Consider the following 25,938-nt stretch of genomic DNA (forward strand, 5'->3'; position numbering starts at 1 on the left):
GACGGATCCCCCGTCAGGTCCGGACAGTCTGCCAGAGATGCGTGCAGGATGTAACTACCTTTTACGGAAGCGTGAGGATCTCGGTCCCGTCGGCGGTGACGAGCAGGGTGTGCTCGAACTGCGCGGTCCGGGACCGGTCGCGCGTCGTCGCCGTCCAGCCGTCGTCCCACAGGTCCCAGTCGGTCGTGCCGAGCGTCAGCATGGGCTCGATCGTGAAGGTCATGCCCTCCTGGATCAGGTCGTCGGCGTCCGGGTCGTCGACGTGCGGCACGATCAGGCCGTCGTGGAAGGCCGGTCCGACGCCGTGGCCGGTGAACTCGCGCACGACGCCATAGCCGAACCGGCCGGCGTACGCCTCGATGACGCGGCCGATGACGTTGATCCGCCGCCCCGGCCGGACGGCGGCGATGCCGCGCATCATCGCCTCGTGGGTGCGCTCGACGAGCAGCCGGGACTCCTCGTCGACGTCGCCGACGCAGTAGGTCTTGTTGGTGTCGCCGTGGACCTCGCCGATGTAGGCCGTGATGTCGATGTTGACGATGTCGCCGTCCTCGAGCGGGCGGTCGTCGGGGATGCCGTGGCAGATGACCTCGTTGACGCTGCTGCACAAGGACTTCGGGAAGCCCCGGTAGCCGAGGGTCGACGGGTAGGCGTCGTGCGCGACGAGGAACTCGTGGCCGACGCGGTCGAGCTCGTCGGTGGTGACGCCGGGGGCGATGGCCGCCTCGACGGCGTCGAGCGCCTGGGCCGCGAGCCGGCCGGCCACCCGCATGGCGGCGATGGTCTCGGCGTCCCGCACGCGGGGTCCGCGGTAGGGGAGCGGTGCGACCTGGCCGACGTACTCGGGGCGGTCGACGTGCTCCGGGACCGTCCGGGTCGGCGACACTCGTCCTGCGGTCACGGTGGCCACCGCGGAATCCTACGGCAGGATGAACGCATGGCCGACTCGTTCTACTTCTGCCTCAAGCATCACGCCGTCGAGGGTCCGGACGGGTGCCGTCCCGCCGACCGGCTCGGGCCGTACCCGTCGGAGGACGAGGCGGCCCGTGCCCTCGAGAAGGTCGAGGAGCGCAATCAGGAGTGGGACAACGACCCGAACTGGAACGACGAGGGCCCGGGGTCCGGTCCCAAGCTCCGATGAGGCTCAACCTCGACCGGTCCGGGCCGTGGATCGCCGTCGCCGGCCTGTTCGTCGTGCTGTGGCTGGCGATCTCCACGGTCATCTACGCGCCGTGGTGGGGCGTCCTGCTCCACGTGGCGGTCGTCGCGGCGTACATCCCGCTGGTGCGGTCGTGGGCGCGCACGAAGCCGTCATGGTGCACGTGGATCCCGCTGTTCGCCCTGGTGACGTGGGTCGGGGTCAACGCCGTCGGGGTGGGTCTCCTCGACTGGCACGTCTGACGACTACTGCCAGACGCGCACCCGGTCGACGATCATCGTCTGCGGCAGCGGCGTCGTGGCCGGGTCGAACGGGTTCTGCCCGATGCCCAGCGCCTGGCTGAGGATCAGGTAGAACGGCTGGTCGAACGGCGCGGAGCCCGTCAGTGGTGACGCCGCCTTGATCTGGTGGACCAGGCACGGCACCCCGTCGTAGGAGATGACGATGCGTCCGGGCGTCCACTCGGCGGTGTACGTGTGATAGTTCCGCGGGTTGCGGATCATGCACTGGGTGTTCGTCACCGGGGACGACGACGCCGACGTGTAGTGCAGGTACGGGATCGCCCGGTCCGGGTACTTCGTGTAGTACTCGGCGATGTCGATCTCGCCGGACGCCGGCCACGGTCCGTACGTGGAGCTGACGGGGAACAGCCAGATCGCGCTGTGGATGCCGGCCACCTTGGCGGTGGGCATCTTCGCGCGGATCTCGAACCGTCCATAGGTGGGCGTGAGGCTGTCCCACGTGCTGATCGAGCCGCCCGTGTACTGCGTGGTGAAGTCGCCGTAAAGGCTGTGGCAGACGAACGGCGCCGACGTCTTCCGGACCGTCAGCCGGAGGGCGCCGCCGGACACCCGCACGTTGTCGCGGGTGTCGCTCCAGCATGCGTGACCCGGCATCGCGCCGCTCTTGGCCGCCTCGTGGACCCGCCAGCGCGAGGTGTTCAGCCGGGAGCCGCCGAAGTTCTCGGCGAACGCGCACTGCCACAGCGAGCCGTCGGCCTTGTGGTACTTCTTCCAGCCGCACGCCCGGGAGGACACGTCGGCCGACGCCCCCGTGGTGGGGAGTCCGGCGAGGCAGAGGGCAGCGAGCAGAAGGGTCGAGAGCGCGACGAGACGACGCATGACGAGGGTCCTCCCCTGGAAGCCGACAGGTTGCCGGCCGGAACCGACATCATGGCGCATCGCCGGGCGGGCGTGTGGGAACGTGCCGACGGCCCCGTCAGCTGTCGAACGTGTGTTCTGGGGCGGGGAAGGCGCCGGTGGCGACGTCCTCGGCGTAGGTGCGGGCCGCGTCGAGCATCGTGCCGTGCAGGTCGGCGTAGCGCTTCACGAACCGCGGCGCCTTGCCGGTGCGCAGGCCCATCATGTCCTGCCAGACGAGCACCTGGGCGTCGCAGTCGGGCCCGGCGCCGATGCCGATGGTGGGGATGTCGAGCGCCTTGGTCACCTCCGCCGCGACGGGCGACGGGACCATCTCCATGACCACCGCGAACGCCCCCGCGTCCTGCAGGGCGACCGCTTCGTCGACCATGCGCTGGGCGGCGTCGCCGCGACCCTGGACCCGGTAGCCGCCGAGGTTGTGCTCGGACTGCGGGGTGAAGCCGATGTGCGCCATCACCGGGATGCCCGCGTCGGTGAGCAGCTGCACCTGGGGCACCATCGGCAGCCCGCCCTCCAGCTTCACGGCGTGGGCGTTGGCCTCCTTCATGAACCCCACGGCGGTGTCGAAGGCCTGCTGCGGCGAGCCCTGGTAGGAGCCGAAGGGCAGGTCGGCCACCACGAGGGCGCGGTGGGCAGAGCGGGTCACGGCACGGACGAGCGGGATGAGCTCGTCGACGGTGACGGGCAGGGACGTCTCGTTGCCGAACACGTTGTTGGACGCGGAGTCACCGACGAGCAGGACGGGGATGCCGGCCTCGTCGAAGACCTGCGCGGCGTACTGGTCGTAGGCGGTGAGCATGGGCCACTTCTGGCCCTCGTTCTTCCACTGCCGCAGGTGGTGGGTGCGGACGCGCTTGACGTCGGGCGACGTCGTCGGCCCCGAACCGTAAGGAGCGGTCTCCTCGGTCATGATGCGATCTCCGATCTCGCAGCCCCGTTCGGGGTCCACGGACACCTCAAGCGTGACAGACCGGACGCAGTTGCGCAGTGAGGAGGATTACAGGTGCTCGCGCCAGAGGTTGGTGATCGGCACCCGGCGGTCGCGGCCGAAGTTCCGGCGGGACACCTTGGGACCCGGCGGGTACTGCCGGCGCTTGTACTCGGCGCGGTCGACGAGGGTGATCACCTGCTGCACGACCTCCGGGTCGAAGCCCTCGGCGATCACGTCGGCGGAGCCGAGGTCGCGCTCCACGTAGGCGTCGAGGATGGCGTCGAGCAGGTCGTACGGCGGCAAGGAGTCCGAGTCGACCTGACCGGGACGGAGCTCGGCCGACGGCGGCTTGCTGATGGCGTTCTCCGGGATCGGCGGGGTCTCGCCGTGCTCCTCGGCCCAGGCGTTGCGCCAGCGCGAGAGCTCCCAGACCAGCGTCTTCGGCACGTCCTTGATGGGGGCGTAGCCGCCGACGGCGTCGCCGTAGATGGTGGAGTAGCCGGTGGCGAGCTCGGACTTGTTGCCGCAGGCGAGCACGAGGTGGCCGTCCTTGTTCGACAGGCCCATCCAGATGACGGCCCGGATGCGGGCCTGCAGGTTCTCCTCGGCGACGTCCTCGAGGTGCAGCGCCTCCTGGTAGGCGTCGAAGATCGGCGCGATGGGGACGGTGTCGAGGGAGAAGCCGGTCCGCTCGGCCAGCTCGGCGGCGTCGGTCTTGGAGTGCTCGGTGGACCACGAGCTCGGGTTGGAGACGCCGAAGACGCGGTCCGGGCCGAGCGCGTCGACGGCGATGGCCCCGACCAGGGTGGAGTCGATGCCGCCGGACGCGCCGAACAGCACGCTGCGGAAGCCGTTCTTCTCGACGTAGTCGCGCAAGCCCACGACGATCGCGGTGTAGATCTCGCGGTTCCGGTCCATGCGCTCGCGGATCTCGACCGGACGGGGCTCGTACGACTCCGCCGGCTCGTCGGTGACGATCGTGCGCTTGATCTTCAGGCCGCCGAACCGCTCGTCCTCGTCGGGCATGGCCGGGGTGGCCGCCGGAAGGTCGAGGTCGACGACCAGCAGCTCGGGTTCGAACTGCTCGGTGCGGCCGAGCAGCGTGCCGTCGGCGCCGACGACGATCGAGTCGCCGTCGAAGACCAGCTCGTCCTGGCCGCCGACGAGGTTCACGTAGGCCAGCGCGCACTCGCCTTTCCGGGCGCGCCGGACGCACAGGTCGAGACGGACGTCGTCCTTGTCGGCCTCGTACGGCGAGCCGTTGGGCACCACGAGCAGGGCCGCGTCGGCGGCCTTCGCGGCGGCGGACGGGCCGTCGCGCCAGAGGTCCTCGCAGATCGCGAGCGCGACGTCGATGCCGCGCACCTGGACGATGTTGATCGTGTCGCCGGGGACGAACGTGCGGATCTCGTCGCCAACTCCGTAGTTCCAGAGGTGGTGCTTGGCCTGCTTCGCGACGATCTCGCCGCCGTGCATCACCGCGACGGCGTTCTGCGGCGCGTTCTTCGGGATCCCGACGGCCTCCTTGACGTCCTCCGCGTCGTCCAGGAACCCGACCACGGCCACCAGGTCGCCGCAGCCCTCGTCCGCCAGACGCTTCGCCAGGTCCGCGGCCGCGGCCTTCGACGCCTTGATGATCGAGGAGCGGAAGGCGAGGTCTTCCAAGGGGTAGCCGGTGAGCACCATCTCGGGGAAGACGATCAGGTGGGCGCCCTGCTCGGCGGCCTGCTTGCACTGGTCGACGACGAGGTCGGCGTTGTGCTCGAGATCGCCCACTCGGGCGTTGACCTGGGCGAGGGCGAGTCGGAGCTGAGGCACGACTCGAGCCTAGTGGCGGGCCGGCGAGGTGGCCTCGTCAGGAAACATGAACGAAACACGCTGCGTGCGAGACTGAGCGCATGGGTAAGCAGGAAGCCTTCGTCCTTCGCGCGCTCGAGGAGCGCGACGTGCGATTCGTCCGCCTGTGGTTCACCGACGTGCTGGGGTCGCTGAAGTCCGTCGCGATCGCCCCGGCCGAGCTGGAGGGCGCGTTCAGCGAGGGCATCGGGTTCGACGGGTCGGCCATCGAGGGCTTCGCCCGCGTGCACGAGGCCGACATGCTGGCCAAGCCCGATCCGTCGACGTTCCAGATCCTGCCGTGGCGGGGCGAGACGCCGGCCACGGCGCGTATGTTCTGCGACATCCTCATGCCCGACGGTGCGCCGTCGTTCGCCGACCCGCGGCACGTGCTGAAGCGCGCCCTGCAGCGCGCCGCCGACGCGGGCTTCACGTTCTACACGCACCCGGAGATCGAGTTCTACCTGTTCAAGGGCAAGCCCGACGTCGGCGGACGGCCGGTCCCGAACGACGACAGCGGCTACTTCGACCACACCGCCCAGGGCGGCGGTCAGGACTTCCGCCGCGAGGTCATCACGATGCTCGAGAACATGGGCATCTCGGTCGAGTTCAGCCACCACGAGGGCGGCCCGGGCCAGCAGGAGATCGACCTCCGCTACGCCGACGCGCTCTCCACGGCCGACAACATCATGACGTTCCGCACCGTCGTGCGGGAGGTGGCGCTGAGCCAGGGCAAGTGGGCCTCGTTCATGCCCAAGCCGTTCACCGAGCACCCCGGCTCCGGCATGCACACCCACGTCTCGCTGTTCGAGGGCGACGAGAACGCCTTCTACGAGGCTGGCGCCGAGTACCAGCTCTCGCAGACCGGCCGCGCGTTCATCGCCGGCGTCCTGCAGCACACCCCGGAGATCACCGCGGTCACCAACCAGTGGGTCAACAGCTACAAGCGCCTGGCCGGCGGGGGAGAGGCCCCGAACTACGTGTGCTGGGGCCACAACAACCGCTCCGCGCTCGTCCGGGTGCCGATGTACAAGCCGCAGAAGGGTCAGTCGGCCCGCGTCGAGCACCGCGCCATCGACTCCGCCTGCAACCCGTACCTCGCGTTCGCGCTGGTGCTCGCCGCCGGGCTGAAGGGCATCGAGCACAAGTACGAGCTGCCGCCGGAGGCCGAGGACAACGTCTGGGGCCTGAGCGAGAACGAGCGCAAGGCCATGGGCATCGCCCCGCTGCCGCGCAACCTCGACGAGGCGATCCGCGAGATGGAGAACAGCGAGCTCGTGGCGGAGACGCTCGGCGAGCACGTCTTCGACTTCTTCCTGCGCAACAAGCGCGCCGAGTGGAACGGCTACCGGTCGCAGGTGACGCAGTTCGAGATCGACCGGCTCATGCCGGTTCTCTAGGTGGCCTAGTCTCGAGCAGTGGCCCCGGAGAACCCTGACCTGACGCTCGCCCGTCGCGGTTTCCGGAACGGCGAGGCCGCCGCGAGCCACCTGCGGACGCTCGCGGGCATCTCCGACGATCTCGTCGAGCAGGTCGCGGGCGCGGCCGACCCGGACGTCGCCCTCGGGTCCCTGGCGGCGATCGGAGAGGCGTGGGGCGTCGAGCGGCTGCTCACGACGCTCGGTCGCGACGAGGAGCTGCGCCAGCGGCTGCTGGTCCTGCTCGGCACCAGTGAGGCGCTCGGCAGCTTCCTGGCCCGGCACCCGGACGTCGTCGACGACCTCGCCGCCGACCAGCTCTCCCGCACCGCCCTGCCGCTCGAGGACCTGCGCCGGCAGATGGAGACCGCCACCACCGCCGACGAGCTGCGTGTCGCCTATCGGCGCAAGCTCGTGCACGTCGCGGCGCGCGACCTCACGGCCCTGACGTCGTTCGAGGAGTCGTCCGCCGAGCTCGCCGACCTCGCCCTCGCCACGCTGGGCGCCGCACTGAGGATCGCGCGAGCCGATGAGCCCGACGCCGACGCGTGCCGGCTGGCGATCATCGCGCTCGGCAAGACCGGCGGCCGCGAGCTGAACTATCTCAGCGACGTCGACGTCGTGTTCGTGCACGAGCCCTGTGACGGGGCCGACGAGCACACCGCGACCCAGGCGGCCACGCGGCTGGCGTCGGCCACGATGCGGCTGTGCGGCGAGCACACCGGCGAGGGCGTGATCTGGGAGGTCGACGCGAACCTGCGGCCGGAGGGGCGGGACGGACCGCTCGTCCGCTCGCTCGCCAGTCACGTCGCCTACTACGAGAAGTGGGCGAGCACGTGGGAGTTCCAGGCCCTGCTCAAGGCGCGCTTCGCCGCCGGCGACGAGGAGCTCGGCCGGCAGTACCTCGACGCCGTCGCGCCGATGGTCTGGTCGGTGGGCGAGCGCGACAACTTCGTCACCGACGTGCGCGCCATGCGGCGGCGGGTCCTCGACAACATCCCGGCGGGCCGGCGCGACCGCGAGCTCAAGCTGGGCGCGGGCGGGTTGCGCGACGTCGAGTTCGCGGTCCAGCTCCTGCAGCTCGTCCACGGCCGCGCCGACGAGCGGCTGCGCAGCCCCACGACCCTGGTCGCCCTCCAGTCGCTGACCGACGGCGGCTACGTCGGCCGCCGCGACGGCGCCGCGATGGAGGAGGCCTACGAGTTCCTCCGCACGCTGGAGCACCGGATCCAGCTGTTCAAGCTGCGCCGGACCCACGTCGTCCCCGAGGACGAGGAGGACCTGCGCCGCATCGGCCGCAGCATGGGGTTCCGGCAGAAGCCGGCGGAGAGCCTGGAGAGCGAGTGGCAGGCGCACCGGCGGGTCGTCCGTCGGCTGCACGAGAAGCTCTTCTACCGCCCGCTGCTCGAGGCGGTCGCGTCGATCCCGACCGAGGGGCTGCGGCTCACGACCGAGGACGCGGTCCTGCGGCTGAACGCGCTCGGCTTCGCCGACCCGACCGGAGCCCTCGCGCACATCCAGGCACTCACCACCGGCGTCTCGCGTCGTGCGGCCATCCAGAAGTCGTTGCTGCCGGCGATGCTCGAGTGGTTCGCGCAGGCGCCGGACCCGGACGCGGGTCTGCTGGCGTTCCGCAAGATCTCCGAGGGGCTCGGCGAGACCCACTGGTACCTGCGCAAGCTGCGCGACGAGGGCGAGGGAGCCGAGCAGCTGGCCCAGGTGCTCGGGTCGAGCCGCTACGTCACGGACCTGATCCTGCGCGCCCCGGACTCGGTGGCCCTGCTGGGCGACGACGCCGAGCTCGTGCCGCGCGAGCCCGACCGCCTGCGGTCGGAGATGGAGGTCGCCGCCCGGCGGCACAAGCAGCCGGACGCCGCGATCAAGGCCGTGCGCCGGGTGCGCCGCCGTGAGCTGTCCCGCATCGGCATCGCCGACGTGCTCGGCCGCCTCGACGTCCGGACCGTCGGCCACGCCCTCGCCGACATCACCGACGCCACGCTGGCCAGTGCGCTGCTCGCGTCGACGTCGGCCGTGGAGGCGGAGCGCGGCGAGCTGCCCACCCGCATGGCCATCGTCCTCATGGGGCGGCTCGGCGGCCGGGAGTCCGGCTACGGCTCGGACGCCGACGTGATGTTCGTGCACGACCCGCTGCCCGGCGCCGACGACAAGGAGGCGTCGGAGGCGGCGCTCGCCGTCGCGTCCGGGCTGCGCACCATGCTCGCGGCACCGGCCGACGACCCGCCCCTTGAGGTCGACGCCGACCTCCGACCCGACGGCCGTAACGGTCCGCTGGTGCGCTCGATCGCCGCGTACGAGGCGTACTACGCGAAGTGGTCTGCCGTGTGGGAGGCACAGGCGCTGCTCCGTGCGCGACCGGCGGTGGGCGACCTGGAGCTCTGCGACCGGTTCACCGCCATGATCGACCCGCTGCGCTGGCCGGCGGACGGCGTGAGCGAGGCGGAGATCCGCGAGATCCGGCGCATCAAGGCCCGCGTCGACTCCGAGCGGCTGCCCCGCGGAGCCAACCCCGCCACGCACCTCAAGCTCGGCCGCGGCGGTCTGGCCGACGTCGAGTGGACCGTGCAGCTGCTGCAGATGCAGCACGCGCACGCCGTCCCGGGCCTGCGCACCACCGGCACCCTGGACGCACTGCACGCCGCCGTCGAGGCTGACCTGATCTCGGCCGACGACGCCGAGACGCTGGAGACGGCGTGGACCTTGGTGAGCCGCATCCGCAACGCGGTCGTCCTGTTGCGAGGCAAGCCGGCCGAGTCGATGGTCGAGCACGCCGCCGACCGAGCCGGCGTCGCTCACCTGCTCGGCTACGGCATGGACGAGAGCGAGCGGATGGTCGACGACTACCGCCGGGCCACCCGCCACGCCCGCCAGGTCGTCGAGCGCGTCTTCTGGGCCTAGGCGCTAGCCGGCGTCGCGGAGGAGGTGGCCGCGCTCGGTGGCGTTCAGGCCGCCCCAGACGCCGTAGGGCTCACGGACGTCGAGGGCGTGCCGCAGGCACTGCTCGACGACGGGGCACCGGTCGCACAGCGCCTTGGCCGCGGCCTCGCGGGCCCGGCGGCGCGGGCCGCGCTCGGCCTCGGGCGAGAAGAACGTCTCCGGGTTCTCGTCGCGGCAGGCACCGAGGAACTGCCACTCGTACGACTCCTGGAGCGGTTGGGGGAGCCGGGTGATGCTGGCCATGCAAGTCCTCCTCCGACGTCGGGTGTCGTCCGTGATTCGGAGCCCGGCATCGGATGGATTGCTCCGTCAACCAGGTCGTCTCATCTGCAGCTGGACGACGTCGAGGTAGCCGACGCCGAACCCGGCCTCGCAGTAGGCCAGGTAGAAGTCCCACATGCGCCGGAACGTCTCGTCGAAGCCCTGGGCGTTGACGGCCGGCCAGTGCGCGTCGAACGCCTCGCGCCACTCGCGCAGCGTCCGGGCGTAGTGCCGGCCGAGCGGACGACGGTCGGTGACCGCGAGGCGGGTGTGCTCGGCGAGCGTGCGGTCGATCGCCTCCTCCGAGGGGATCAGCCCGCCCGGGAAGATGTACTTCTGGATCCAGCCGTAGGAGTTCCGGGTGGTGCGGTACCGGTGGTCGGCCATCGTGATCGCCTGGATCGAGACCGCGCCGCCGGGCGCGAGCAGCCGGTCGATCGTGGCGAAGTACACCGGCCAGTACTCCTCGCCGACCGCCTCGATCATCTCGACGCTGACGATCGCGTCGTACTCGCCGCCGACCTCCCGGTAGTCGACGAGCTGGAGGTCGACGTCGACGCCGGCCTCGGCGAAGCGCTCCCGCGCCAGCGCTGCCTGCTCCTGGGAGATCGTGATCGTGGTGACCTTCGCCCCGCGACGTGCAGCGCGGATGGCGAGCGCGCCCCAGCCGCTGCCGATCTCCAGCATTCGCGTGCCCTCGGTGACGCCGGCCTGGTCGAGAATCCCGTCGATCTTGCGCTCCTGGGCGGCCTGGAGGTCGTCACCCTCCTCGAACCACGCCGACGAGTAGGTCATGGACGGGTCGAGGAACTCGGCGAACAGCTCGTTCGACAGGTCGTAGTGGCGCTCGATGTTGGAGCGGGAGCCCTCGATCGAGTTCCGCTCGTGGTGTGGCAGCCGGACGTCGACGAGGCCGCGGAGCTTCTGCAGCGACGGTGGGACGAGAGTGGTGAGCCGCGCGGCGAACGGGGTGAGGAGGTCGGCGAGGTCGGTGCCGTCACCGGTGGTCCAGTCGCCGGCCATGTACGCCTCGCCGAAGCCGATCTTGGTGTCCGCACCGAGCCGGGCGAAGAACGCCTGCGGCCGGCGGACGGCCATCTCGGGGGAGTCCGGCCCGCCGGCGCCCCACACGGTGCCGTCGGGGAACGTCAGGCGCACCGGAAGGCCCCGGACCGCGCCCTTGACGATGCTCTTCGCGATCCGTGCCTTGAGCGGGGTGCGCGGCGTGCGGGCGAGGCCCGGCCAGCGGGCCGCCTGGATGGTGTCGCTCACTGGGTTCCCTCCTGGGGTCGGTGGGCCGGTCGGGGGACGACCGGCAGGCGCCGCAGCCAGAGCCAGATCCCGTGGAGGCGGATCAGCAGGCTGGTGCGCTGGGTGATGAACGGCTTGGTGAGCACGAGCCGGGCGAGGCGTCGCGCGGTCAGCGGCTGGGGCGTGCCGCGGAACGTCGCGGAGAAGACGGCGTTGCCGCCCTGCCGCAGGACGACCGTGGACGAGACGACGTCGTCGGCGAGGCGGAACTGCAGGTCGTAGGTGCCGTCGACGGAGAAGAACGGAGAGACGTAGAACGCCTTGTCGGTGCGGGACCGGCCGGCGTCGTCGGTGCGCAGCAGGTAGGCGTGCCGCTCGCCGTAGGTGTTGTGCACCTCGGCGACGACGCACGTGACCGTGCCGTCGGGCGCGATCGCCCAGAACACGCTGAGCGGGTCGAACGTGTACCCGAGCACGCGCGAGTTGGCGAGCATGAGGATGCGGTGGTCAGACACGTCGACGCCCTCGGCGGCGCAGAACCGCTCGAGGTTCGCCTTGATCGACTGGCTCGGGTCGCCGATGTGGTCCGCGGCGCGGAACGTCGAGAACGGGCGCAGCCAGCGGGGGAGCCGCGGGCCGGTCTCGTTCGGCAGGCGGTCCAGGTCGACGAGCCACAGGTACACGCTGGTGGTGAACCGGTGCCGCAGCGGCGTCCGCCGGGTGTGGCCGACCTCGCCGGGCACGAGTGCCGGGAGCTGGGGCAGCGCGACGGTGCTCACCAGGTGACTCCCAAGGCGGCCGCGGCGTCGACGCCGGAGCGGCAGCCGTCCTCGTGGAATCCCCAGCCGTGGTACGCGCCGGCGAAGACCGTGCGGTCGCCGGAGAGCGACGGCAGGTCACGCTGGGCCGCGAGCGACTCGCGGGTGTAGATCGGGTGCGTGTACTGCATGGTGGCGACCACCGCGTCGGGGTCGATGCGATCGGTGGAGTTGAGGGTGACGACGAACGGGTCGTCGCTCTGGAAGTCCTGCAGCTTGTTCATCCAGTACGTGACGGCGATGGTGTCGAGCCGGCTCTCGCAGGTGTCCATCCGGTAGTTCCACGCGGACCGGGCCTGGACCGCGGTCGGCAGCAGGCTCGGGTCGCGGTGCAGCACGGTCTCGTTGTTCGAGTAGCCGAACGCGCCGAGCACGCGGCGCTCGTCGTCGGTCGCGTCGGTGAGCAGGGCGAGCGCCTCGTCGGCGTGCGTCGCGATGACGACGGCGTCCGCCTCGTGGACCGTTCCGTGCGCGTCCAGGAGGTGGACCCCGTCGGGCTTGCGGGAGACCGCGCGGATCGGCGTGGACGAGCGCACGTCGCCGATCGCGTCGGTGACCTTGCGGACGTAGGCCTGGGAGCCGCCGCTCACGGTGAACCACTGCGGCGAGCCCGACAGCGACAGGAAGCCGTGGTGCTTCAGGAACTCGAACAGGTAGCGCGCCGGGTAGGCGAGCGCCGTCTCCTGGCCGGACGACCAGACGCACGACACCACGGGGACCGCGTAGTGAGCGACGAAGTGGTCGGAGAACTCGTGGAAGCGCAGGAAGTCGCCGTAGGTCAGCGGCTCGTCGTCGGACTCCTCGGACTCGAGCAGGGCGAGCGCGAGCCGCTGGTACCGCTTGACCGACGTGAGCAGCCGCAGGAAGCGCGGGTCGCCGAGGCGGCGTCGCTGGGCGAAGATGCCCTTCGCGCCACGGCCGCCGGCGTACTCCAGCCCGCACCCGTCGCAGTGGATGCTCATGCTCATCTCGGTGGGCTGGACGTCGACGTCGAGCTCGGCGAACAGGCGGCGCAGCAGGGGGTACGTGCGGTCGTTGTGGACGATGAAGCCGCTGTCGACGGCGTGCTCGCCCACCTGGTGGGTGTGGGCGTGGCCGCCGAAGCGGTCGTCGGCCTCGAACAGCGTCACCCGGTGGTGGCGTGACAGCAGGTAGGCGGCCGTGAGTCCTGAGACGCCTGACCCGACGACGGCAACGGTGCGTTCTCCCGGCTCGCTCATGTGAGGAGTTCGCTGCCAGAGGTCGTCCGGATGGGTCGCCCTCCTTGTCGGGGAGTGCTGCAGGGGCGTGCTACGCCGCCATTGTTGCAGCCTTCTCGGCCTCGCGCCGCCGTGCTTCCTCCTCGCGCTTGGCGCGTCGCAGGGCCTTCGACTCCGGGCTGTTGCCGACCATGTACGGGTCGTCGGGCTTGCGTCCGTAGACGGCCAGCTGACGGGCGACGCTGAGTAGCTGCTTGCCGAAACGCCCGCTGTTGTACTGCAGGCCGTACCGCTGGGCGATCTCCCGCACCTCGGGGGCGATGTGCGGATAGCGGCGGGCGGGGATGTCCGGGAAGAGGTGGTGCTCGACCTGGTGGCTCAGGTTGCCGCTCATCACGTGGAAGAGCTTCGAGCCGGAGATGTTGGCCGAGCCGAGCATCTGGCGCAGGTACCACTGGCCGCGGTTCTCGCCCTTGGCCGCCTCCTCCTCGAACGACTGGACGTCGGCAGGGAAGTGGCCGCAGAAGATGATCAGGAACGACCAGATGTTCCGGATGACGTTGGCGACCAGGTTGCCGCCCATGACGGCGAGCGGGGCCCACCAGCCGACGAACGGGATCAGGGGCAGCGCGAGCGCCGGGTAGGCGACGAAGTCCTTGACCACCTGGCGGCGGATCTTGCGCCAGGCGCGCTGCTTCTGGCCCTCGAACTCCTCCTTGGAGATGCGTCCGGCGCGGTAGTCGCCGTACTCGACACCGTGGGACATCACGCCCCACTCGAAGATCAGCATCAGGACGAAGGCGAGCGGCAGGTTGAACCGGTGGTTCGGGTACCACTTCTGGCCGTCGTCGATGCGCAGCAGGTCGTAGCCGATGTCGCGGTCCATGCCGTGGATGTTCGTGTACGTGTGGTGGACGTGGTTGTGGCTGTGCTTCCAGTCCTGGGCCGGCGCGACGATGTCCCACTCGTACGTCACGCCGTCGAGCGCGGGATCGTTCATCCAGTCGTACTGGCCGTGCATGACGTTGTGGCCGATCTCCATGTTCTCGAGGATCTTGGCCAGCGCGAGGAAGGCGACGCCGGCGAGGAACGCCGGCCAGAAGAACGGCATGAAGATGCCGACGCGGCCGAGCACCTCGAAGGCCCGCTGCACCTTGATCACGCGACGGATGTAGTCGGCGTCGGCCTGGCCGAGGTCGTCGAGCACCCGCTGGCGGATGGCGTCGAGCTCGCGGCCGAGCTCGTCGAGCTGCTCGTACGTCAGGACGTCGGTGCCGATCGTGGAGCGCTGGCCCGCCTCGCCCTCGAGTGGCTGCGGTCCGGCGTCGTGCCCGCTGGCGTCGTAGGCGACCGGTGCGTAGGTCTTCTTGCGTGACATGTGGATCTCCCTCGGGTCAGAGCGCCACGGCAACGTCGCCCACGGGCACGTTGACGCAGACCTTGATCGTCTCGTCGGTGGAAGCGCAGACCTCGCCGCTGACGACGTGCCTCACGGCGCCGTGCAGCTTCTTGACCGCGCAGGTGTTGCAGACGCCCATCCGGCAGCCGTACGCGGGGGAGAGCCCCGCCGCCTCGGCCTGCTCGAGGATGGTGGCGCCGGAGTTCTCGGCCTCGGTGCCGGTGGTGTCGAAGGTCAGGGTGCCGGTGGCGTCGGCCGCGTCGAGGTCGACGGACGGCACCTTGAAGTACTCGGCTCGCAGCTGCTCGGCGGCGCCGAGCTCGGCGTAGGTGTCGCGCACCGACGCGATGAGGCCGGCCGGGCCGCACACGTAGGTGAGCGTGTCGGCGGCATCGATGCCCAGGTGCTTGAGGTGGTCGACGTGGAACCGGCCGGCCAGCTCGGCGCCCGGAGCGGGCTGCCGGGTGTAGACGCGGACGACGCGCACGCCGGCGTCGGCGAGGGCGTCGAGCTCGGCGGTGAACATCTCGTCGTCGCGCGAGCGGGCGTAGTGCAGGAACGTGACGTCGCCGCGGTGCTGGCGGTCGCGCAGGGTGCGGATCATCGACATGACCGGGGTGATGCCGGAGCCGCCGCTCAGCAGGAGCAGCGGGTCGGGCACGACGTCGGGGAGGACGAACTCGCCCTCGGCCTGCGAGAGGTGGACGATCGTCCGCGGCGCGAGCCCGGTGTGGAGGAACTGCGAGACGTAGCCGTCCGGGTGGGCCTTCACGGACACGCTGAACGTGCCGTCGCGGTTCGCCTGCGAGCTGGAGACGGAGAAGACGCGGACGCGGCGCTTGCCCTCGACCTCGACCCCGAACTGGACGTGCTGGCCGGGGACGAACCCGCGCCAGGCGCCGTTGGGGCGGAGCACGACGGTGCTGGCGTCGCCGGTCTCGCGAATCACCCGCACGACGCGGGCGCGGACCTCCGAGACGGTGAGCATGGGGTGCACGTGCTCGAGATAGTGGTCGATGGAGTGCGGTGAGGTGAGGGAGCCGACGGCCTTGGAGGCCAGCATGCGGCGGATGACACCCATGGCAACCCTTCGAAGTCAGTGAACGCGTGTGCACTCAAATAGTGGCATGCGTCGAGCCGGTGTGCAACCGGCGCGCCGCGTGATCGGGCCCACGAAGCACACAGGTGTTCACCGAGCGTGACGTTTACACTGGTGGGGTGTCCGAACCAGTGCCGTTGCGCCAGGCGCAGAAGGAGCGCACGCGGGAGGCGATCCTGGCGGCTGCGCTGCAGCTGAGCCACGACGCGGGCCTCTCGCAGCTCAGCCTGCGCCAGGTCACGCGCGCCGCCGGCGTGGTGCCTACGGCTTTCTACCGGCACTTCGACTCCATGGAGGAGGTCGGGCTGGCGCTCGTCGAGCAGTCGTTCATGACGCTGCGCCGGATGATCCGCGACGCCCAGCGCGACCCCGAGGTCGTCGACAACCTCATCGACGCGTCGGCCGACGTCCTCGTCGCCGCGGTGAAGCAGAACCGCGAGCACTTCGCCTTCGTCGCCCGCGAGCGCCTCGGCGGCCCGGCCCCGGTGCGCGACGCGATCCAGCACGAGCTCGAGCTGTTCATCAGCGAGCTGGCCGTCTTCCTCGCTCGGGTGCCCGAGCTGCAGAGCTGGAGCAGCGACGACGTCACGATGGTCGCGGGCCTGTTCGTGCGGAACATGGTCTACCGGGCCGAGCAGGTCGTGGCCACGCCCGACGGCCGGCCTGATCTCGAGGAGGAGATCAAGCGCAAGGCGCGTCGTGAGATGCGGATGATCGTCCTCGGCTTCGAGAAGTGGCGGAGCTAAGCACCCATCAGCGAGAGCACCGAGGACTGTGCGTCCCAGCCGAGCGAGCGGTAGAGCGCAGCGCCCTCGACCGAGGCGACGAGCAGGCCTGCGGTGGCTCCTTCGCTCATCGCCCAGGACGTGAGCGTCGCCATCACGTGGCGGCCGAGCCCGCGCCGGCGGTGGTCCGGTGACGTCTCGATCCGGTCGAAGACCGCGTCCGTGCCGAGGACGCCGACCGACCCCTCCGCGGCCAGCCGGCCGTCGACGTCGACGCAGTACGTGGCGCGCGAGCCGTCGACCAGCCACCGCGGTGAGCCTCCGCCGAGGAGCGAGGACTCCGACGGGGTCAGGGGCGCGGTCATGAACGTCTCGTCGTCCCGGTCGACGCGCAGCCCTGAGGCGACGTCGCGGTAGGGGTCGAGGTCGTCGGCCAGGACGGTGAGCATGGCTCGGGCGTCGCCGGCAACGTGCTCGGCGAGCGTGGCGAAGGCACTCCGCCCGGGGTCGACGCAGACGATCTCGGTGTCGCGGGACGCGCTGTCGACGTGCACGAGGGGCCAGCCGTCGACCGTCTCGACCGTGAGGTCGCGGACGTGGGCCCAACCGCGAACCCACCGAATTGCCGTCTCCCGGTCGTCGGTCATGGAACGATCCCATCATGAGCTGGGTGGAGCTTCGGGTTCACGGCGTCAGCGGCACGCCGCCGGAGGACCTGCTGGCCCGTCCGCACGTGCGGCAGGTGGACGGGGACAAGAAGTCGCGCTTCTTCCGGGCGGTCGACTCCAATGACACGATCCTCACCGGCGACGACGGCCACACCATCGAGGGCTACCACTGGGGCAAGTACACGTCGGGCTCGTGGAAGCAGTCGTTCTGGCTGACCATGCTGCCGTTCGGCCTGGTGAACCTCGCGGCCTTCATGCTCCCGGCGCCGCACACTCCCGACGGGAAGGACCTGCGGGGCGCGGGTCCCTGGCGTGCGGCCGCCCTCGGCGTGCTGCGGTTCCTGGCTCTGCTGATGACGATGCTCCTGAGCTTCGCGATCGCGCTGACCCTGATCGAGGTCGTCGCCGGTCGCTGGGCACCTGGTCAAGGCTGGTCGAAAGGGTGGGTGCGGGAGTGGACGCCCATGGTCGCCACGTTCCTGTCCGGCGCCGTGCTGGCGCTGCTCGGCGGGTGGTCGTGGTTCGTGCGACTACTGAAGCGACGCGGCGACACCGTCGGCCTGGACGAGTCGCTGCTTCCCACGCCGAAGCGCCCCCCGAACGACCAGACCAAGCTGGCGGCCGCGCCGCACAACTGGTCCGCGACACCGTTCGCCAGCAAGATCTTCTACGACGGCGATCCCGACACCATGACCCTGCGTGGCTTCCACGTCGCAGCAGGACTCGCCGTCCCGGCGCTGATCGCGAGCACCTACACCGACGAGTGGGAGAAGCTCTCGCTGTGGATCCTCGCAGTGGTCATGGTCCTCACCACGTTGCTCGGGGACAAGGACGGTGGGGCCGTCACCGGCGCCGAGACGGCCGGCGACCGGTGGTGGCACCGACTCGCGGTGTGGCTCTCGAGGGCGGCCGTCGCGGTGGCCGCCTTCACCCTGATCGTCTCGGCCCGCGCCATGAAGGGCTACACGAGGGAGGAAGCGCTCGATGCCCGGGACCGTCACGACCAGGTGGACCTGGATCGCTGGTCACTCTGGTTCCTGTACCTCGGCGCCGGCGCCCTGATCCTGCTGGGAATCTTCGTCGTCGGACTGGCGTGGACCACGCGGTCGGCCCGGCCGAAGAAGGACAGCCCGGCGTGGTTCTTCCGGCCGTACAGCAAGAGTTGTGCCGCGATGCCCGTCGCCGGACTCGGCCTGTTCCTCGGGGTCGGCTACTCGGCTGCCCTCGTCATCGGGACGTCCACCACGCTCCAGCAGCGCGAGGGGCCGAAGGGCAAGGTCTACGCCTCCACCGTCATGCTCGAACGGGTCTCTTATGCCTTCAGCCTGGCGCTCGTCCCCATCGTCCTGGTCGTCCTCGTGATGCTGGTGCAGAAGATGCGGAGCAGGAGGAAGCTCGCTGAGCTGGCCATGGTCGGCTACCCCGAGGATGCGCCGTTCCCTGCTGCGCGTCTGACGCCGTGGCGCACGAAGCTGGCGTCCGCGATCTGGTTCGCCCGAGCGAAGAACGGCGTGCAGCACATCGTGTGGACTCTCGTGGTCGCCGGCACCTTCCTGTCACTCGCGATCATCGTCGAGATGGCCCCCAAGCACGACACGAATGACGCGGGCCTCCTCAGTGGCACGTCCGCTGACGGTCGGGGGAGTGAGTTCCTCACCCAGATCGGCACCTGGGTTCTGCTCGGTCTCGTCCTCGGCATCGTGTTCCTGGCGCGCGGCGCGTTCCGGGACGCCAATCTTCGGCGTGGCGTCAACATCATCTGGGACGTCGTGGCGTTCTGGCCGCACGCGGTGCATCCGTTCATTCCGACGCCGTACTCGCTGCGTACCGTCGGCGACCTCGTGGAGCGGGTGCGGAACCACTCCGAGGTTCCGGTCGACGACGGCCGGCCCGTCGTGGTGTGCGGGCACAGCCAGGGGAGCCTGGTCAGCTTCGCCGCCCTCAACCTGCTCAGCGACGAGGAGTGCCGGCGCGTCGGGTTCCTGACGTTCGGCTCGCAGCTGCGGGTGATCTTCCCGCGAGCCTTCCCGATGTACGTGAACTTCGAGGCGATCTCGCTCATGCACCAGCGGCTCGACGGGGGCTGGATCAACCTGTATCGCGACACCGATCCGCTCGCCGGGCCAGTGCTGTCGTGGAACCACGAGCACCACGGCGACGGCGGGACGTCGCAGTCGTTCCCGTTCCCGGAGGACGGACCGAGCGAGGACCCGGTCACGGACGGGTACCGAACCAGGCTCTGCGGTGACGACTGGCGACTCCTCGACCCGGTGCCGCGCGTCGAGGAGACCCAGGAGGCTCCGGTCAACGCGCTGCACGGGCACAGCTACTACTGGACCAATCCGGTGTGGCCGGAAGCGTTGGCTGCGGTGAGGCGCTCGCGACCCTAAGCGCAGCTTTTGAAGGGATTCGAAGGTACCCGCGTCCGGGAACCTGCGTAGGTCCACGAAAGTCGTGGTCGGGGGCGCGCGGTCAGCCGGCGAGCAGCGGGGCCACGAAACGACGCACGAGGCGCTCCTCCTCGGCGGCGTCGTCGGGCGGGAAGGCGAGGAGCGAGACCAGTGATCTGAGCGTCCAGCGGGCGAGGTCGGTGTCCGCCGGGTCGATGGTGGCCTCGACGAGCGGGGAGTGTCGGAGGACGTCGAGGAGCTCGGCGGAGGCGTCGGGGCTGATCCAGGCGGCCAGGCTGGGCCGGGAACGCACCTCGGCCAGGGCGCCGAGGATGGTCTCGACGACGTCGCCGGACCGGGCGAGCACGTCGTCGACGATCCGGCCCGCCTCGCGACTGGCGAAGGCGGTCTGCAGCTCGCGGCGGTTCTCGAAGTACCGGTAGAGCGTGGCGCGGGAGCACCCGGCTGCCTCGGCGATCGCGGCCATGCCGACGCCACGCGGCCCCTCCGACGCGAAGAGTCGCTCGGCCGCGTCGAGGATCCGCTCGACGACCGCGTCGGTCATCGGGCTACCTCGGTCACCCGGAGCGGGACGCTCGTCGGGCGCCGCACGTAGCCGCCGTCGGCCCAGGTGACGGCGTCGAGGTCGACGGTGAAATCGGGGATCTGGGTCAGCAGCTCCTCCAGCGCGACGCGGCCCATCATCCGCGCCGCGGCCGCACCGAGGCAGTGGTGCGCGCCGTGCGAGAACGTCAGGATCTGCCGCGGGTTCCGGGCGACGTCGAGCTCCTCGGCGTCGGAACCGAAGACCTTATGGTCGCGGTTCGCGGCGCCGTAACACATGAGGACCTTCCGGCCTGCCGGGATCGTGACGCCGTCGATGTCCACGTCGCGGGTCGTCGTCCGGGCCAGACCCTGCACCGGCGTGGTCAGTCGCAGCAGCTCCTCGACCGTCGCGGCCGGGTCGTCGAGCGCCCGAGCCCGCTGGTCGGGCCGCTCGCTGAGCAGCTGCACGCCCGAGCCGAGCAGCCCGGTCGTGGTGTCGTTCCCGCCGGTCACCATCGTGAACGTGAAGGCGAGGATGCGCAGGATGCCGTCGGTGTCGCCCGCCTCGCCGGCGGCCACGAGGTGCGACACCGTGTCGTCCTCAGGGTGCTCGCGCCGGTGCTCGATCAGCTCGGTGAAGTAGCCGAGCATCTCGCCGATGGCGTCGGCGACGTCCCCGTAGCTGCCGGTCGCGCTCGCCGCGACGATGGCGTCGGTCCAGCCGTCGAACTGCGGCCGGTCCTCCTCCGGCACCCCGAGGTAGTGCGCCACCACCATGCTCGGCAGCGGCTTGAACAGCGACGCCACGACGTCGCCGCCACCATCGCCGACGAGGCCCTCGAGCCGCTCCTGCACGAACGCCCGCACCGCCGGCTCGACGCTCTCGACCTGGCGCGGCGTGAACCCGCGGGAGACCAGGCTGCGGAACTCGGTGTGGCTCGGCGGGTCCGTCATCACCATCGGCGGACTGTCCTGCATGCCGATCTTCTCCAGCTCGCCGTACTCGACCGTGAGCCCCTGCGCGGAGGAGAACGTCTCGTGGTCGCGCACGGCGGAGAACACGTCGCGGTGCCGGGTGAGCACCCAGTAGTCGCCGTCCTCCACGTGGTGCACCGGGTCGTGCTCACGGAGCGCGGCGTAGAGCGGGAACGGGTCGGCCCAGGTGTCGCGGTCGCGGAGCCGGAACTGGAGGGTCACGCGTTCAGCGTAAGACAAACAGAGCGATATGTCTCACGATACTCTCTGCCCATGATCGACGAGCTGCTCAGCGCGGTCGCGCGCTCGCCCGAGCTGGTCGCCGCGCACGACCGCGAGGGCTGGGTCGGCCTGTTCGCCGACGACTTCCGGGTCGACGACCCGGTCGGCTCGCGTCCAGTCGTGCCCGAGGGCGGTCCTGATCCCAAGGCGTCGCTCCGCCGCTTCTGGGACACGTTCATCGCCCCGAACGACATCCGGTTCGAGGTCCACCACGAGGTCCCGCGCGACGACCACGTGGTCCGCGACGTCACCATCCGCACGCAGATGCCCCAGGGCATCGAGGTCGTGACGCCGGCCCACCTGAAGTACGAGTTCCGCCGCCGTGACGACGGCCTGGAGATCACGCACATGAGCGCGTTCTGGGAGCTCCTGCCCGTGCTGCGCCAAAGCATCCACCCGACGGCGGCGCACGTCCGTGCGCTGTCGGCCCAGCAGGCCCGGATGCTCCGCGTCCAGGGCGTCGGCGGAGTGCTGGGCTTCGCGTCCGCGATGCGCGGCAGCGTCGGCCGTCGCGGCAAGCTCGCCGTCCTCGACCTGCTGGCCAACGCCCAGCGCGGTGACCGGACGGCGCTCGACCGGCTCGGCGGCGTCGCGCCCGTCGCAACCGACAAGGTGATCGCCGCCGGCCGCTTCGTCACCGCGACGGTGACCGTCGACGGCACGCCCGGTCTGCTCTACGCGACGTTCTCGCCCCGCACCAGGGCGATCCGCGAGATCGACGTCTACGTCTAGCGGTCCCCGAGCACGGCCTGGGCGGCGTTGTAGCCCGGGATGAACGTGATGCCGGGACCGCCGTAGCAGCCGGCACTGCCGAGGTAGAGGCCGTCGATCCCGTGCGGCTGGTCGACGTAGCCGCGCGGGCCGGGCCGGTACGGGCCGAGCAGCTCCGGATGGATGAGGCCGTGGCAGTAGTCGCCACCGGGCGCGCCGAACATCGTGCCCATGTGCTTCGGCGTGAAGGTCGTGTGCTTGAGGATCAGGCTCTCGAAGTTCGGCGCGAAGTGCGTGATCCGGTCGATGACCCGCTGGCCCATCTCGGCCTTGAGGCGCGCGTACTCCGACGGGTCCTCCTCGACCGGGAACCACAGCGAGAACGCCGATGCCGCCGCCTTGCCCGGGGGAGCGAGGTCGGGGTCGGACGCCGACGGGATCTGGAACGCGACGGCCGGCGTCTCCGGCACGATGCCGCGCCGGCTGTCCTCGAACTGCTGCTGCAGCTGCTCCGGCGTGGCGAACATGCCGATCGCGGCCTGCATCGCCGGGTCGTTGAGGAACTCGTACGGCGCCGCGAACTCCGGCACGCCGTCGAGGGCGAAGTGCATCTGGACGTAGCTGCCGCGGTGGTCGATGCCGTTGAGGCGCGTGACCAGCGCCGGGTCGACGGCATCGCCCGAGATGAGCGACGTGAGCGTGAGGTCGGGGGCCACGGCGGAGACGACGCTGCCGGCGTCGATGCGCTCGCCGCCGTCGAGCACGACGCCGACGGCCTTGCCGTCCTCGACGACGATCTCGCTGACCGGAGCCTCGAGCCGCAGCTCGCCGCCGGCCTCCGCGTACTGCTCCTCCAGGTGCTTGGTGAGCGTCCCGATGCCGCCCTTGATCTTCTTGGTGAGCACGGTGTTCTCGTCCGGGACGGCCATGCCGAACGCCAGGCCCGCCGCGCTGCCCGGGCTGGCCGGTCCGCGGTAGGTGGAGTTCACCGCGAGGAACGCGAGCATGCCACGCAGCGCGGCGTGCTTCTGCTTGTCAGGCAGGTAGCGGTCGAGGACGTCGGTGGCGCTGCCGAACAGCATCTCGGTGATGCTGGCGCGCTCGGCGTCGCTCGTGGCGCAGGCGTACATCTCGTCGAGCGACTTCGGCAGCGTGCCGGCCTCGAACCGGCCCAGGGCCCGGGTCGGTGCGGCGCTCCAGCCCATCATCTCGGCCATCCCGAGGACGACCTCGATGCCGTGCACCTGCTCCATGTGGACGGCAGCCTCGGCGAGGTCGGTGTAGTAGATCAGCGGCTCGACACCCTCGTCGATGAGCGAGACGGACATGACCGAGAGGTCGACCTGGGGGAGCGTGTCCAGCCCGAGCTCCTTGCTGACGATCGCCGACGTCGGCAGCTGGACCGAGCCGGCGATCTCGAACTGATAGCCGTCGAACAGCTCGACGGTGGACGCCATCCCGCCGGCGTACCGCTTGGACTCCAGGCAGACGGTGCGGAGGCCCGCGCGTTGCAGCAGGACGGCGGCGGTCAGGCCGTTGTGCCCGGCGCCGATGACGACGGCGTCGTACGCCTCGTGGTCACTCATGGACGCACGGTGCCACCGCTTCCACAGTTTCGTCAACTATGACGAAACATGCCGTCCGGGCCGAGGCCCGTCTCGAGTGCCGTGAGCGTGGCGTGGCTCGCCTCGGCGAGGTCGGCGAGCGTCCGCCGGTCCTGCCGCATCCACACCTCCATCGCCGCGAACAGGGCGGCCGCGATGCAGCGGGCGGTCACCACGACGTCGAGCGCCCGGTCCGAGCCCTTCGTCCGTCGCTCCAGGTGCTCGGTGATGGCCTCCGCCAGGTCGTTCTCCACGCGCCGCAGGTGGTTGACGATGCGCTCGGGGTCCAGCTCCGCCGCCCGGAACGCGGCCATCTGGGTGAGGGGCTGTACGTCGTACGGGAACGCGAAGATCGCTGCTCGCACGGACTCGACGACGGACTCGTCCGCCGGCCGTGCCGCCAGGGCGCCGCGGAACCACTGCAGGCCGGAGTCGTAGTCGGCGAACAGCAGGTCGTGCTTGGACGGGAAGTGCCGGTAGAACGTGCGCAGCGTGACGCCGGCGTCGGCAGCGATCTGCTCCGCGGTGGTGGCCTCGACGCCCTGCGCCTGGAACCGGGAGAGGGCGGCCTTCCGCAGCGCGACGCGGGTGCGTTCGCTGCGGATCGTCTGCGGGTTGCGCGCCATGGCATGACGGTACCCCAGAGGATTCGCGGCAAGTTACGTCAACATTGACAAAACATGGATCAGTGGCCACGGTGTGGTCATGCTCTCCCTCACCGTGCACGCCATCCTCGCCGTGGTCGTCGTCCTGGTGACGCTCCGCGCGAATCCGACCATCTTCCGGCGCCCCGACTCCGGACCGATGTTCTCGCCGATGGAGCTGGCGCTCTACGGCGTGGCCGTCGCGTCGGTCGTCGGCGGCTGGACGTTCAACATCCGGTTCGTCACCGAGAACACCGACGGCTGGCTCACCAACCCGCTGTGGGGCGACGGCTCGTGGGCGCAGTACATGGACCTGATGTTCGACAACGCCGCCGCGAGCTCGGCGTCGATCGACTTCATCATCGCCAACGTCGTGCTGCTCCCGCTGATCGCGATCGCCGACGGCCGCCGTCGCGGCATCAACAAGCCGTGGCTGTACTTCGTGGTCACGCTGTTCGCGAGCTTCACTGCCGGCTGGGCCTTCTACGCCGCGACGGTCGAGCGCCAGCGCCGCCTCGGCGCGCGTGTGCCCGTGGAGGCCGCCGTCAGCTCATGACGGGGGTCAGCGTCAGCGGTGCGTGGACCCGCACGGGGTAGTGCACTCCCTTGCACTCGACCTCGCCCCGCAGCTCGCACGGCACCTGGTCCTTCACGAGGTGCCAGCAGGTGTCGCTGAGCAGGATCCCGCCCGGCTCGCACTGCGACTGGATCCGTGCGGCGATGTTGGCCTGGATGCCGATCGCCGTGTAGGTCATGCGCCCTCGTGATCCGAAGCTGCCGACGCTGAGGACCCCGGTGTTGATGCCCACCCGCATCGCGAGGGGCTCTCCGACGCCGAGTCGGAGCCAGCCCTCGTTGAGCGAGGGGATCCGCCGCTGCATGCTCTTCGCGGCGCGGACCGCTGCCACGGCCTGATCCACCGGATCGAGCTCGTCCGGGGCGCCGAACAAGGCGAGGAGCCCGTCCCCGGCGAACTCGGTCACCGTGCCATGAAGGTCCGCGACGATCTCGCTCATGGTGGTCATGTACTCGTTGACGACGGTCGTCAGGACCTCGGCCTCGACGCGGTCGGCCAGGATCGTGAAGTTCACGAGGTCGGCGAACAGGACGGTGATGCGCCGTCGGACCGGCTCTTCGATGCTCACCGTGTCGCCGCGCACGATGCGCTCGGCGACCTTGGGCGGCACGTAGCGGCGGATCGCGTCGCGACTGCGCTGCAGCTCGGCCTGCTGGACGCGGATGATCTGGTCCTTGCAGAAGCTGCGCCGGTTGACGATCTCGATCACGATGTAGACCAACAGGCAGCCGAGGTAGGCGATCCACTGGGCCGCGGCCAAGCCGCCCGCCTCGACGTCGTCGAGGTTCCCGTCCTGGTGATCCTCGTACAGGTGGAGGGAGGCGAAGATCGTGTACGGGGTCACGGCGGCCATCGCGAGCAGCGGCGGGATGCGGAAGATCGCGAATCCGAAGAACATCACGATCAACATCCCGGCCGTCATGAGGCCCGCGCGTGACTGCGCCGGCAGGTCGGAGGCGAGCACGTCGAACATCAGCCAGATGACCAGAAAGCCGGCAGCACAGTTCGCCACCGCGGCCAGCGGCATGACCCATGGCCGGGCGGCGCCCGGGAAGGTCAGCGCGGTGAGGACGGCCAGGGCCAGGATCCACCCGAAGATCGGCGGACCGGCGGTCGGCACCGACTCCCAGTCCAGCACCACGACGCTCACGAGCAGGAGGCACCAGCTGGGCATCGAGCCGATGTAGCCGATCCGCGCGAAGGGCGTGGCGGTCGCGATGCGCCACTCGCGGTACTCACGCTCGGTGCGCTCGGAGGCGAACCGCAGACCGAACCACCGAACGGCATGATCGACGGCGGTCTCGGCCACGCAGCGAGCGTATTGGCCTGT

The 25,938-nt window shown here is 70.3% G+C and carries 24 protein-coding genes; 8 read left to right on the plus strand and 16 right to left on the minus strand.

The window, feature by feature from the left end; translation table 11 throughout:
- Nucleotides 1-61: 61 nt before the first annotated feature.
- Nucleotides 62-910 (minus strand): type I methionyl aminopeptidase, encoded by an 849-nt coding sequence (gene map / locus FHP06_RS00400; RefSeq protein ID WP_147682722.1) that lies wholly within the window; start codon nucleotides 908-910, stop codon nucleotides 62-64.
- Between the two features lie 27 nt (nucleotides 911-937).
- Here map and FHP06_RS00405 point away from each other — a divergent pair, with 27 nt between their 5' ends.
- Together FHP06_RS00405 and FHP06_RS00410 are read left to right on the plus strand one after the other, a co-directional pair.
- The gene (locus tag FHP06_RS00405) at nucleotides 938-1,141 is read left to right on the plus strand and encodes a hypothetical protein (protein WP_147682724.1); all 204 of its coding nucleotides are present in this window, start codon (nucleotides 938-940) and stop codon (nucleotides 1,139-1,141) included.
- On the plus strand, nucleotides 1,138-1,401 hold the full coding sequence (locus FHP06_RS00410) for a hypothetical protein (protein WP_147682726.1): 264 nt from the start codon (nucleotides 1,138-1,140) through the stop codon (nucleotides 1,399-1,401). The genes FHP06_RS00405 and FHP06_RS00410 overlap by 4 nt, the downstream gene beginning before the upstream one ends.
- A gap of 3 nt (nucleotides 1,402-1,404) precedes the next feature.
- Here the strand turns inward: FHP06_RS00410 and FHP06_RS00415 are convergent, their stop codons facing one another.
- From FHP06_RS00415 to FHP06_RS00425, 3 genes are all read right to left on the minus strand, one after another.
- The gene (locus FHP06_RS00415) at nucleotides 1,405-2,280 is read right to left on the minus strand and encodes a glycoside hydrolase family 16 protein (RefSeq protein WP_187271724.1); all 876 of its coding nucleotides are present in this window, start codon (nucleotides 2,278-2,280) and stop codon (nucleotides 1,405-1,407) included.
- A 97-nt stretch (nucleotides 2,281-2,377) separates the two neighbouring features.
- Nucleotides 2,378-3,229, minus strand: coding sequence for a 3-methyl-2-oxobutanoate hydroxymethyltransferase (gene panB, locus FHP06_RS00420; RefSeq protein WP_147682729.1), 852 nt, complete (start codon nucleotides 3,227-3,229; stop codon nucleotides 2,378-2,380).
- 87 nt (nucleotides 3,230-3,316) lie between these two features.
- The gene (locus FHP06_RS00425) at nucleotides 3,317-5,068 is read right to left on the minus strand and encodes an NAD+ synthase (protein WP_147682731.1); all 1,752 of its coding nucleotides are present in this window, start codon (nucleotides 5,066-5,068) and stop codon (nucleotides 3,317-3,319) included.
- Nucleotides 5,069-5,148: 80 nt separating this feature from the next.
- Between FHP06_RS00425 and glnA the strand changes: the two genes are divergently transcribed.
- Both glnA and FHP06_RS00435 read left to right on the plus strand, forming a co-directional pair.
- Nucleotides 5,149-6,486: a type I glutamate--ammonia ligase gene (gene glnA, locus FHP06_RS00430; RefSeq protein WP_147682733.1), complete on the plus strand. Its 1,338-nt coding sequence runs from the start codon at nucleotides 5,149-5,151 to the stop codon at nucleotides 6,484-6,486.
- An 18-nt stretch (nucleotides 6,487-6,504) separates the two neighbouring features.
- On the plus strand, nucleotides 6,505-9,420 hold the full coding sequence (locus tag FHP06_RS00435; RefSeq protein WP_147682735.1) for a bifunctional [glutamine synthetase] adenylyltransferase/[glutamine synthetase]-adenylyl-L-tyrosine phosphorylase: 2,916 nt from the start codon (nucleotides 6,505-6,507) through the stop codon (nucleotides 9,418-9,420).
- A 3-nt stretch (nucleotides 9,421-9,423) separates the two neighbouring features.
- Here FHP06_RS00435 and FHP06_RS00440 read toward each other — a convergent pair whose 3' ends face one another.
- The 6 genes from FHP06_RS00440 to FHP06_RS00465 all read right to left on the minus strand — a co-directional run bounded on the left by FHP06_RS00440 (nucleotide 9,424) and on the right by FHP06_RS00465 (nucleotide 15,468).
- The gene (locus FHP06_RS00440) at nucleotides 9,424-9,702 is read right to left on the minus strand and encodes a WhiB family transcriptional regulator (protein WP_147682737.1); all 279 of its coding nucleotides are present in this window, start codon (nucleotides 9,700-9,702) and stop codon (nucleotides 9,424-9,426) included.
- A 66-nt stretch (nucleotides 9,703-9,768) separates the two neighbouring features.
- On the minus strand, nucleotides 9,769-10,992 hold the full coding sequence (locus tag FHP06_RS00445) for an SAM-dependent methyltransferase (RefSeq protein ID WP_147682739.1): 1,224 nt from the start codon (nucleotides 10,990-10,992) through the stop codon (nucleotides 9,769-9,771).
- The gene (locus FHP06_RS00450; protein WP_230973355.1) at nucleotides 10,989-11,750 is read right to left on the minus strand and encodes a DUF1365 domain-containing protein; all 762 of its coding nucleotides are present in this window, start codon (nucleotides 11,748-11,750) and stop codon (nucleotides 10,989-10,991) included. Before FHP06_RS00450 ends, FHP06_RS00445 begins: the two co-directional genes overlap by 4 nt.
- On the minus strand, nucleotides 11,747-13,009 hold the full coding sequence (locus FHP06_RS00455) for an NAD(P)/FAD-dependent oxidoreductase (RefSeq protein ID WP_147682743.1): 1,263 nt from the start codon (nucleotides 13,007-13,009) through the stop codon (nucleotides 11,747-11,749). The genes FHP06_RS00450 and FHP06_RS00455 overlap by 4 nt, the downstream gene beginning before the upstream one ends.
- 70 nt (nucleotides 13,010-13,079) lie before the next feature.
- Nucleotides 13,080-14,366: a fatty acid desaturase family protein gene (locus tag FHP06_RS00460; RefSeq protein ID WP_147682744.1), complete on the minus strand. Its 1,287-nt coding sequence runs from the start codon at nucleotides 14,364-14,366 to the stop codon at nucleotides 13,080-13,082.
- 16 nt (nucleotides 14,367-14,382) lie between these two features.
- Nucleotides 14,383-15,468, minus strand: coding sequence for a ferredoxin reductase (locus FHP06_RS00465; RefSeq protein WP_147682746.1), 1,086 nt, complete (start codon nucleotides 15,466-15,468; stop codon nucleotides 14,383-14,385).
- A gap of 137 nt (nucleotides 15,469-15,605) precedes the next feature.
- Between FHP06_RS00465 and FHP06_RS00470 the strand changes: the two genes are divergently transcribed.
- Nucleotides 15,606-16,232: a TetR family transcriptional regulator gene (locus tag FHP06_RS00470; RefSeq protein WP_187271725.1), complete on the plus strand. Its 627-nt coding sequence runs from the start codon at nucleotides 15,606-15,608 to the stop codon at nucleotides 16,230-16,232.
- On the opposite strand, the gene FHP06_RS00475 is transcribed toward FHP06_RS00470, so the two are convergent.
- Complete coding sequence (locus FHP06_RS00475) at nucleotides 16,229-16,858, minus strand: GNAT family N-acetyltransferase (RefSeq protein WP_147682750.1); 630 nt, start codon at nucleotides 16,856-16,858, stop codon at nucleotides 16,229-16,231. The two genes, FHP06_RS00470 and FHP06_RS00475, sit on opposite strands and share 4 nt — an antisense overlap.
- A 14-nt stretch (nucleotides 16,859-16,872) precedes the next feature.
- On the opposite strand from FHP06_RS00475, the gene FHP06_RS00480 reads away from it, so the two are divergent.
- Nucleotides 16,873-19,269: a hypothetical protein gene (locus tag FHP06_RS00480; protein WP_147682752.1), complete on the plus strand. Its 2,397-nt coding sequence runs from the start codon at nucleotides 16,873-16,875 to the stop codon at nucleotides 19,267-19,269.
- Between the two features lie 82 nt (nucleotides 19,270-19,351).
- Here FHP06_RS00480 and FHP06_RS00485 read toward each other — a convergent pair whose 3' ends face one another.
- Nucleotides 19,352-19,834 (minus strand): TetR/AcrR family transcriptional regulator, encoded by a 483-nt coding sequence (locus tag FHP06_RS00485; protein ID WP_147682754.1) that lies wholly within the window; start codon nucleotides 19,832-19,834, stop codon nucleotides 19,352-19,354.
- Nucleotides 19,831-21,012 (minus strand): cytochrome P450, encoded by a 1,182-nt coding sequence (locus tag FHP06_RS00490; RefSeq protein ID WP_147682756.1) that lies wholly within the window; start codon nucleotides 21,010-21,012, stop codon nucleotides 19,831-19,833. The genes FHP06_RS00485 and FHP06_RS00490 overlap by 4 nt, the downstream gene beginning before the upstream one ends.
- Before the next feature lie 51 nt (nucleotides 21,013-21,063).
- On the opposite strand from FHP06_RS00490, the gene FHP06_RS00495 reads away from it, so the two are divergent.
- Nucleotides 21,064-21,804: a nuclear transport factor 2 family protein gene (locus FHP06_RS00495; protein WP_147682758.1), complete on the plus strand. Its 741-nt coding sequence runs from the start codon at nucleotides 21,064-21,066 to the stop codon at nucleotides 21,802-21,804.
- Here the strand turns inward: FHP06_RS00495 and FHP06_RS00500 are convergent.
- Both FHP06_RS00500 and FHP06_RS00505 read right to left on the minus strand, forming a co-directional pair.
- Complete coding sequence (locus tag FHP06_RS00500; RefSeq protein ID WP_147682761.1) at nucleotides 21,801-23,369, minus strand: phytoene desaturase family protein; 1,569 nt, start codon at nucleotides 23,367-23,369, stop codon at nucleotides 21,801-21,803. The two genes, FHP06_RS00495 and FHP06_RS00500, sit on opposite strands and share 4 nt — an antisense overlap.
- Before the next feature lie 32 nt (nucleotides 23,370-23,401).
- Nucleotides 23,402-24,013, minus strand: a complete 612-nt coding sequence (locus tag FHP06_RS00505) for a TetR/AcrR family transcriptional regulator (RefSeq protein WP_147682763.1) — start codon at nucleotides 24,011-24,013, stop codon at nucleotides 23,402-23,404.
- A gap of 79 nt (nucleotides 24,014-24,092) precedes the next feature.
- On the opposite strand from FHP06_RS00505, the gene FHP06_RS00510 reads away from it, so the two are divergent.
- Complete coding sequence (locus FHP06_RS00510) at nucleotides 24,093-24,587, plus strand: DUF2834 domain-containing protein (RefSeq protein ID WP_147682765.1); 495 nt, start codon at nucleotides 24,093-24,095, stop codon at nucleotides 24,585-24,587.
- Here FHP06_RS00510 and FHP06_RS00515 read toward each other — a convergent pair.
- Nucleotides 24,577-25,917, minus strand: a complete 1,341-nt coding sequence (locus FHP06_RS00515) for an adenylate/guanylate cyclase domain-containing protein (protein ID WP_147682767.1) — start codon at nucleotides 25,915-25,917, stop codon at nucleotides 24,577-24,579. The two genes, FHP06_RS00510 and FHP06_RS00515, sit on opposite strands and share 11 nt — an antisense overlap.
- Between the last annotated feature and the right edge of the window lie 21 nt (nucleotides 25,918-25,938).

It is taken from the genome of Aeromicrobium terrae (genome assembly GCF_008039565.1).
Taxonomy (GTDB): Bacteria; Actinomycetota; Actinomycetes; order Propionibacteriales; family Nocardioidaceae; genus Aeromicrobium; species Aeromicrobium terrae.

Excerpts from the sequence above, each read along its gene's own strand:
- FHP06_RS00405 (WP_147682724.1), top strand. The coding sequence starts at position 938 with ATGGCCGACTCGTTCTACTTCTGCCTCAAGCATCACGCCGTCGAGGGT.
- FHP06_RS00410 (WP_147682726.1), top strand. The coding sequence starts at position 1,138 with ATGAGGCTCAACCTCGACCGGTCCGGGCCGTGGATCGCCGTCGCCGGC.
- FHP06_RS00415 (WP_187271724.1), bottom strand. The coding sequence starts at position 2,280 with ATGCGTCGTCTCGTCGCGCTCTCGACCCTTCTGCTCGCTGCCCTCTGC.
- panB (WP_147682729.1), bottom strand. The coding sequence starts at position 3,229 with ATGACCGAGGAGACCGCTCCTTACGGTTCGGGGCCGACGACGTCGCCC.
- glnA (WP_147682733.1), top strand. The coding sequence starts at position 5,149 with ATGGGTAAGCAGGAAGCCTTCGTCCTTCGCGCGCTCGAGGAGCGCGAC.
- FHP06_RS00440 (WP_147682737.1), bottom strand. The coding sequence starts at position 9,702 with ATGGCCAGCATCACCCGGCTCCCCCAACCGCTCCAGGAGTCGTACGAG.
- FHP06_RS00455 (WP_147682743.1), bottom strand. The coding sequence starts at position 13,009 with ATGAGCGAGCCGGGAGAACGCACCGTTGCCGTCGTCGGGTCAGGCGTC.
- FHP06_RS00460 (WP_147682744.1), bottom strand. The coding sequence starts at position 14,366 with ATGTCACGCAAGAAGACCTACGCACCGGTCGCCTACGACGCCAGCGGG.
- FHP06_RS00465 (WP_147682746.1), bottom strand. The coding sequence starts at position 15,468 with ATGGGTGTCATCCGCCGCATGCTGGCCTCCAAGGCCGTCGGCTCCCTC.
- FHP06_RS00475 (WP_147682750.1), bottom strand. The coding sequence starts at position 16,858 with ATGACCGACGACCGGGAGACGGCAATTCGGTGGGTTCGCGGTTGGGCC.
- FHP06_RS00480 (WP_147682752.1), top strand. The coding sequence starts at position 16,873 with ATGAGCTGGGTGGAGCTTCGGGTTCACGGCGTCAGCGGCACGCCGCCG.
- FHP06_RS00485 (WP_147682754.1), bottom strand. The coding sequence starts at position 19,834 with ATGACCGACGCGGTCGTCGAGCGGATCCTCGACGCGGCCGAGCGACTC.
- FHP06_RS00495 (WP_147682758.1), top strand. The coding sequence starts at position 21,064 with ATGATCGACGAGCTGCTCAGCGCGGTCGCGCGCTCGCCCGAGCTGGTC.
- FHP06_RS00500 (WP_147682761.1), bottom strand. The coding sequence starts at position 23,369 with ATGAGTGACCACGAGGCGTACGACGCCGTCGTCATCGGCGCCGGGCAC.
- FHP06_RS00505 (WP_147682763.1), bottom strand. The coding sequence starts at position 24,013 with ATGGCGCGCAACCCGCAGACGATCCGCAGCGAACGCACCCGCGTCGCG.
- FHP06_RS00510 (WP_147682765.1), top strand. The coding sequence starts at position 24,093 with ATGCTCTCCCTCACCGTGCACGCCATCCTCGCCGTGGTCGTCGTCCTG.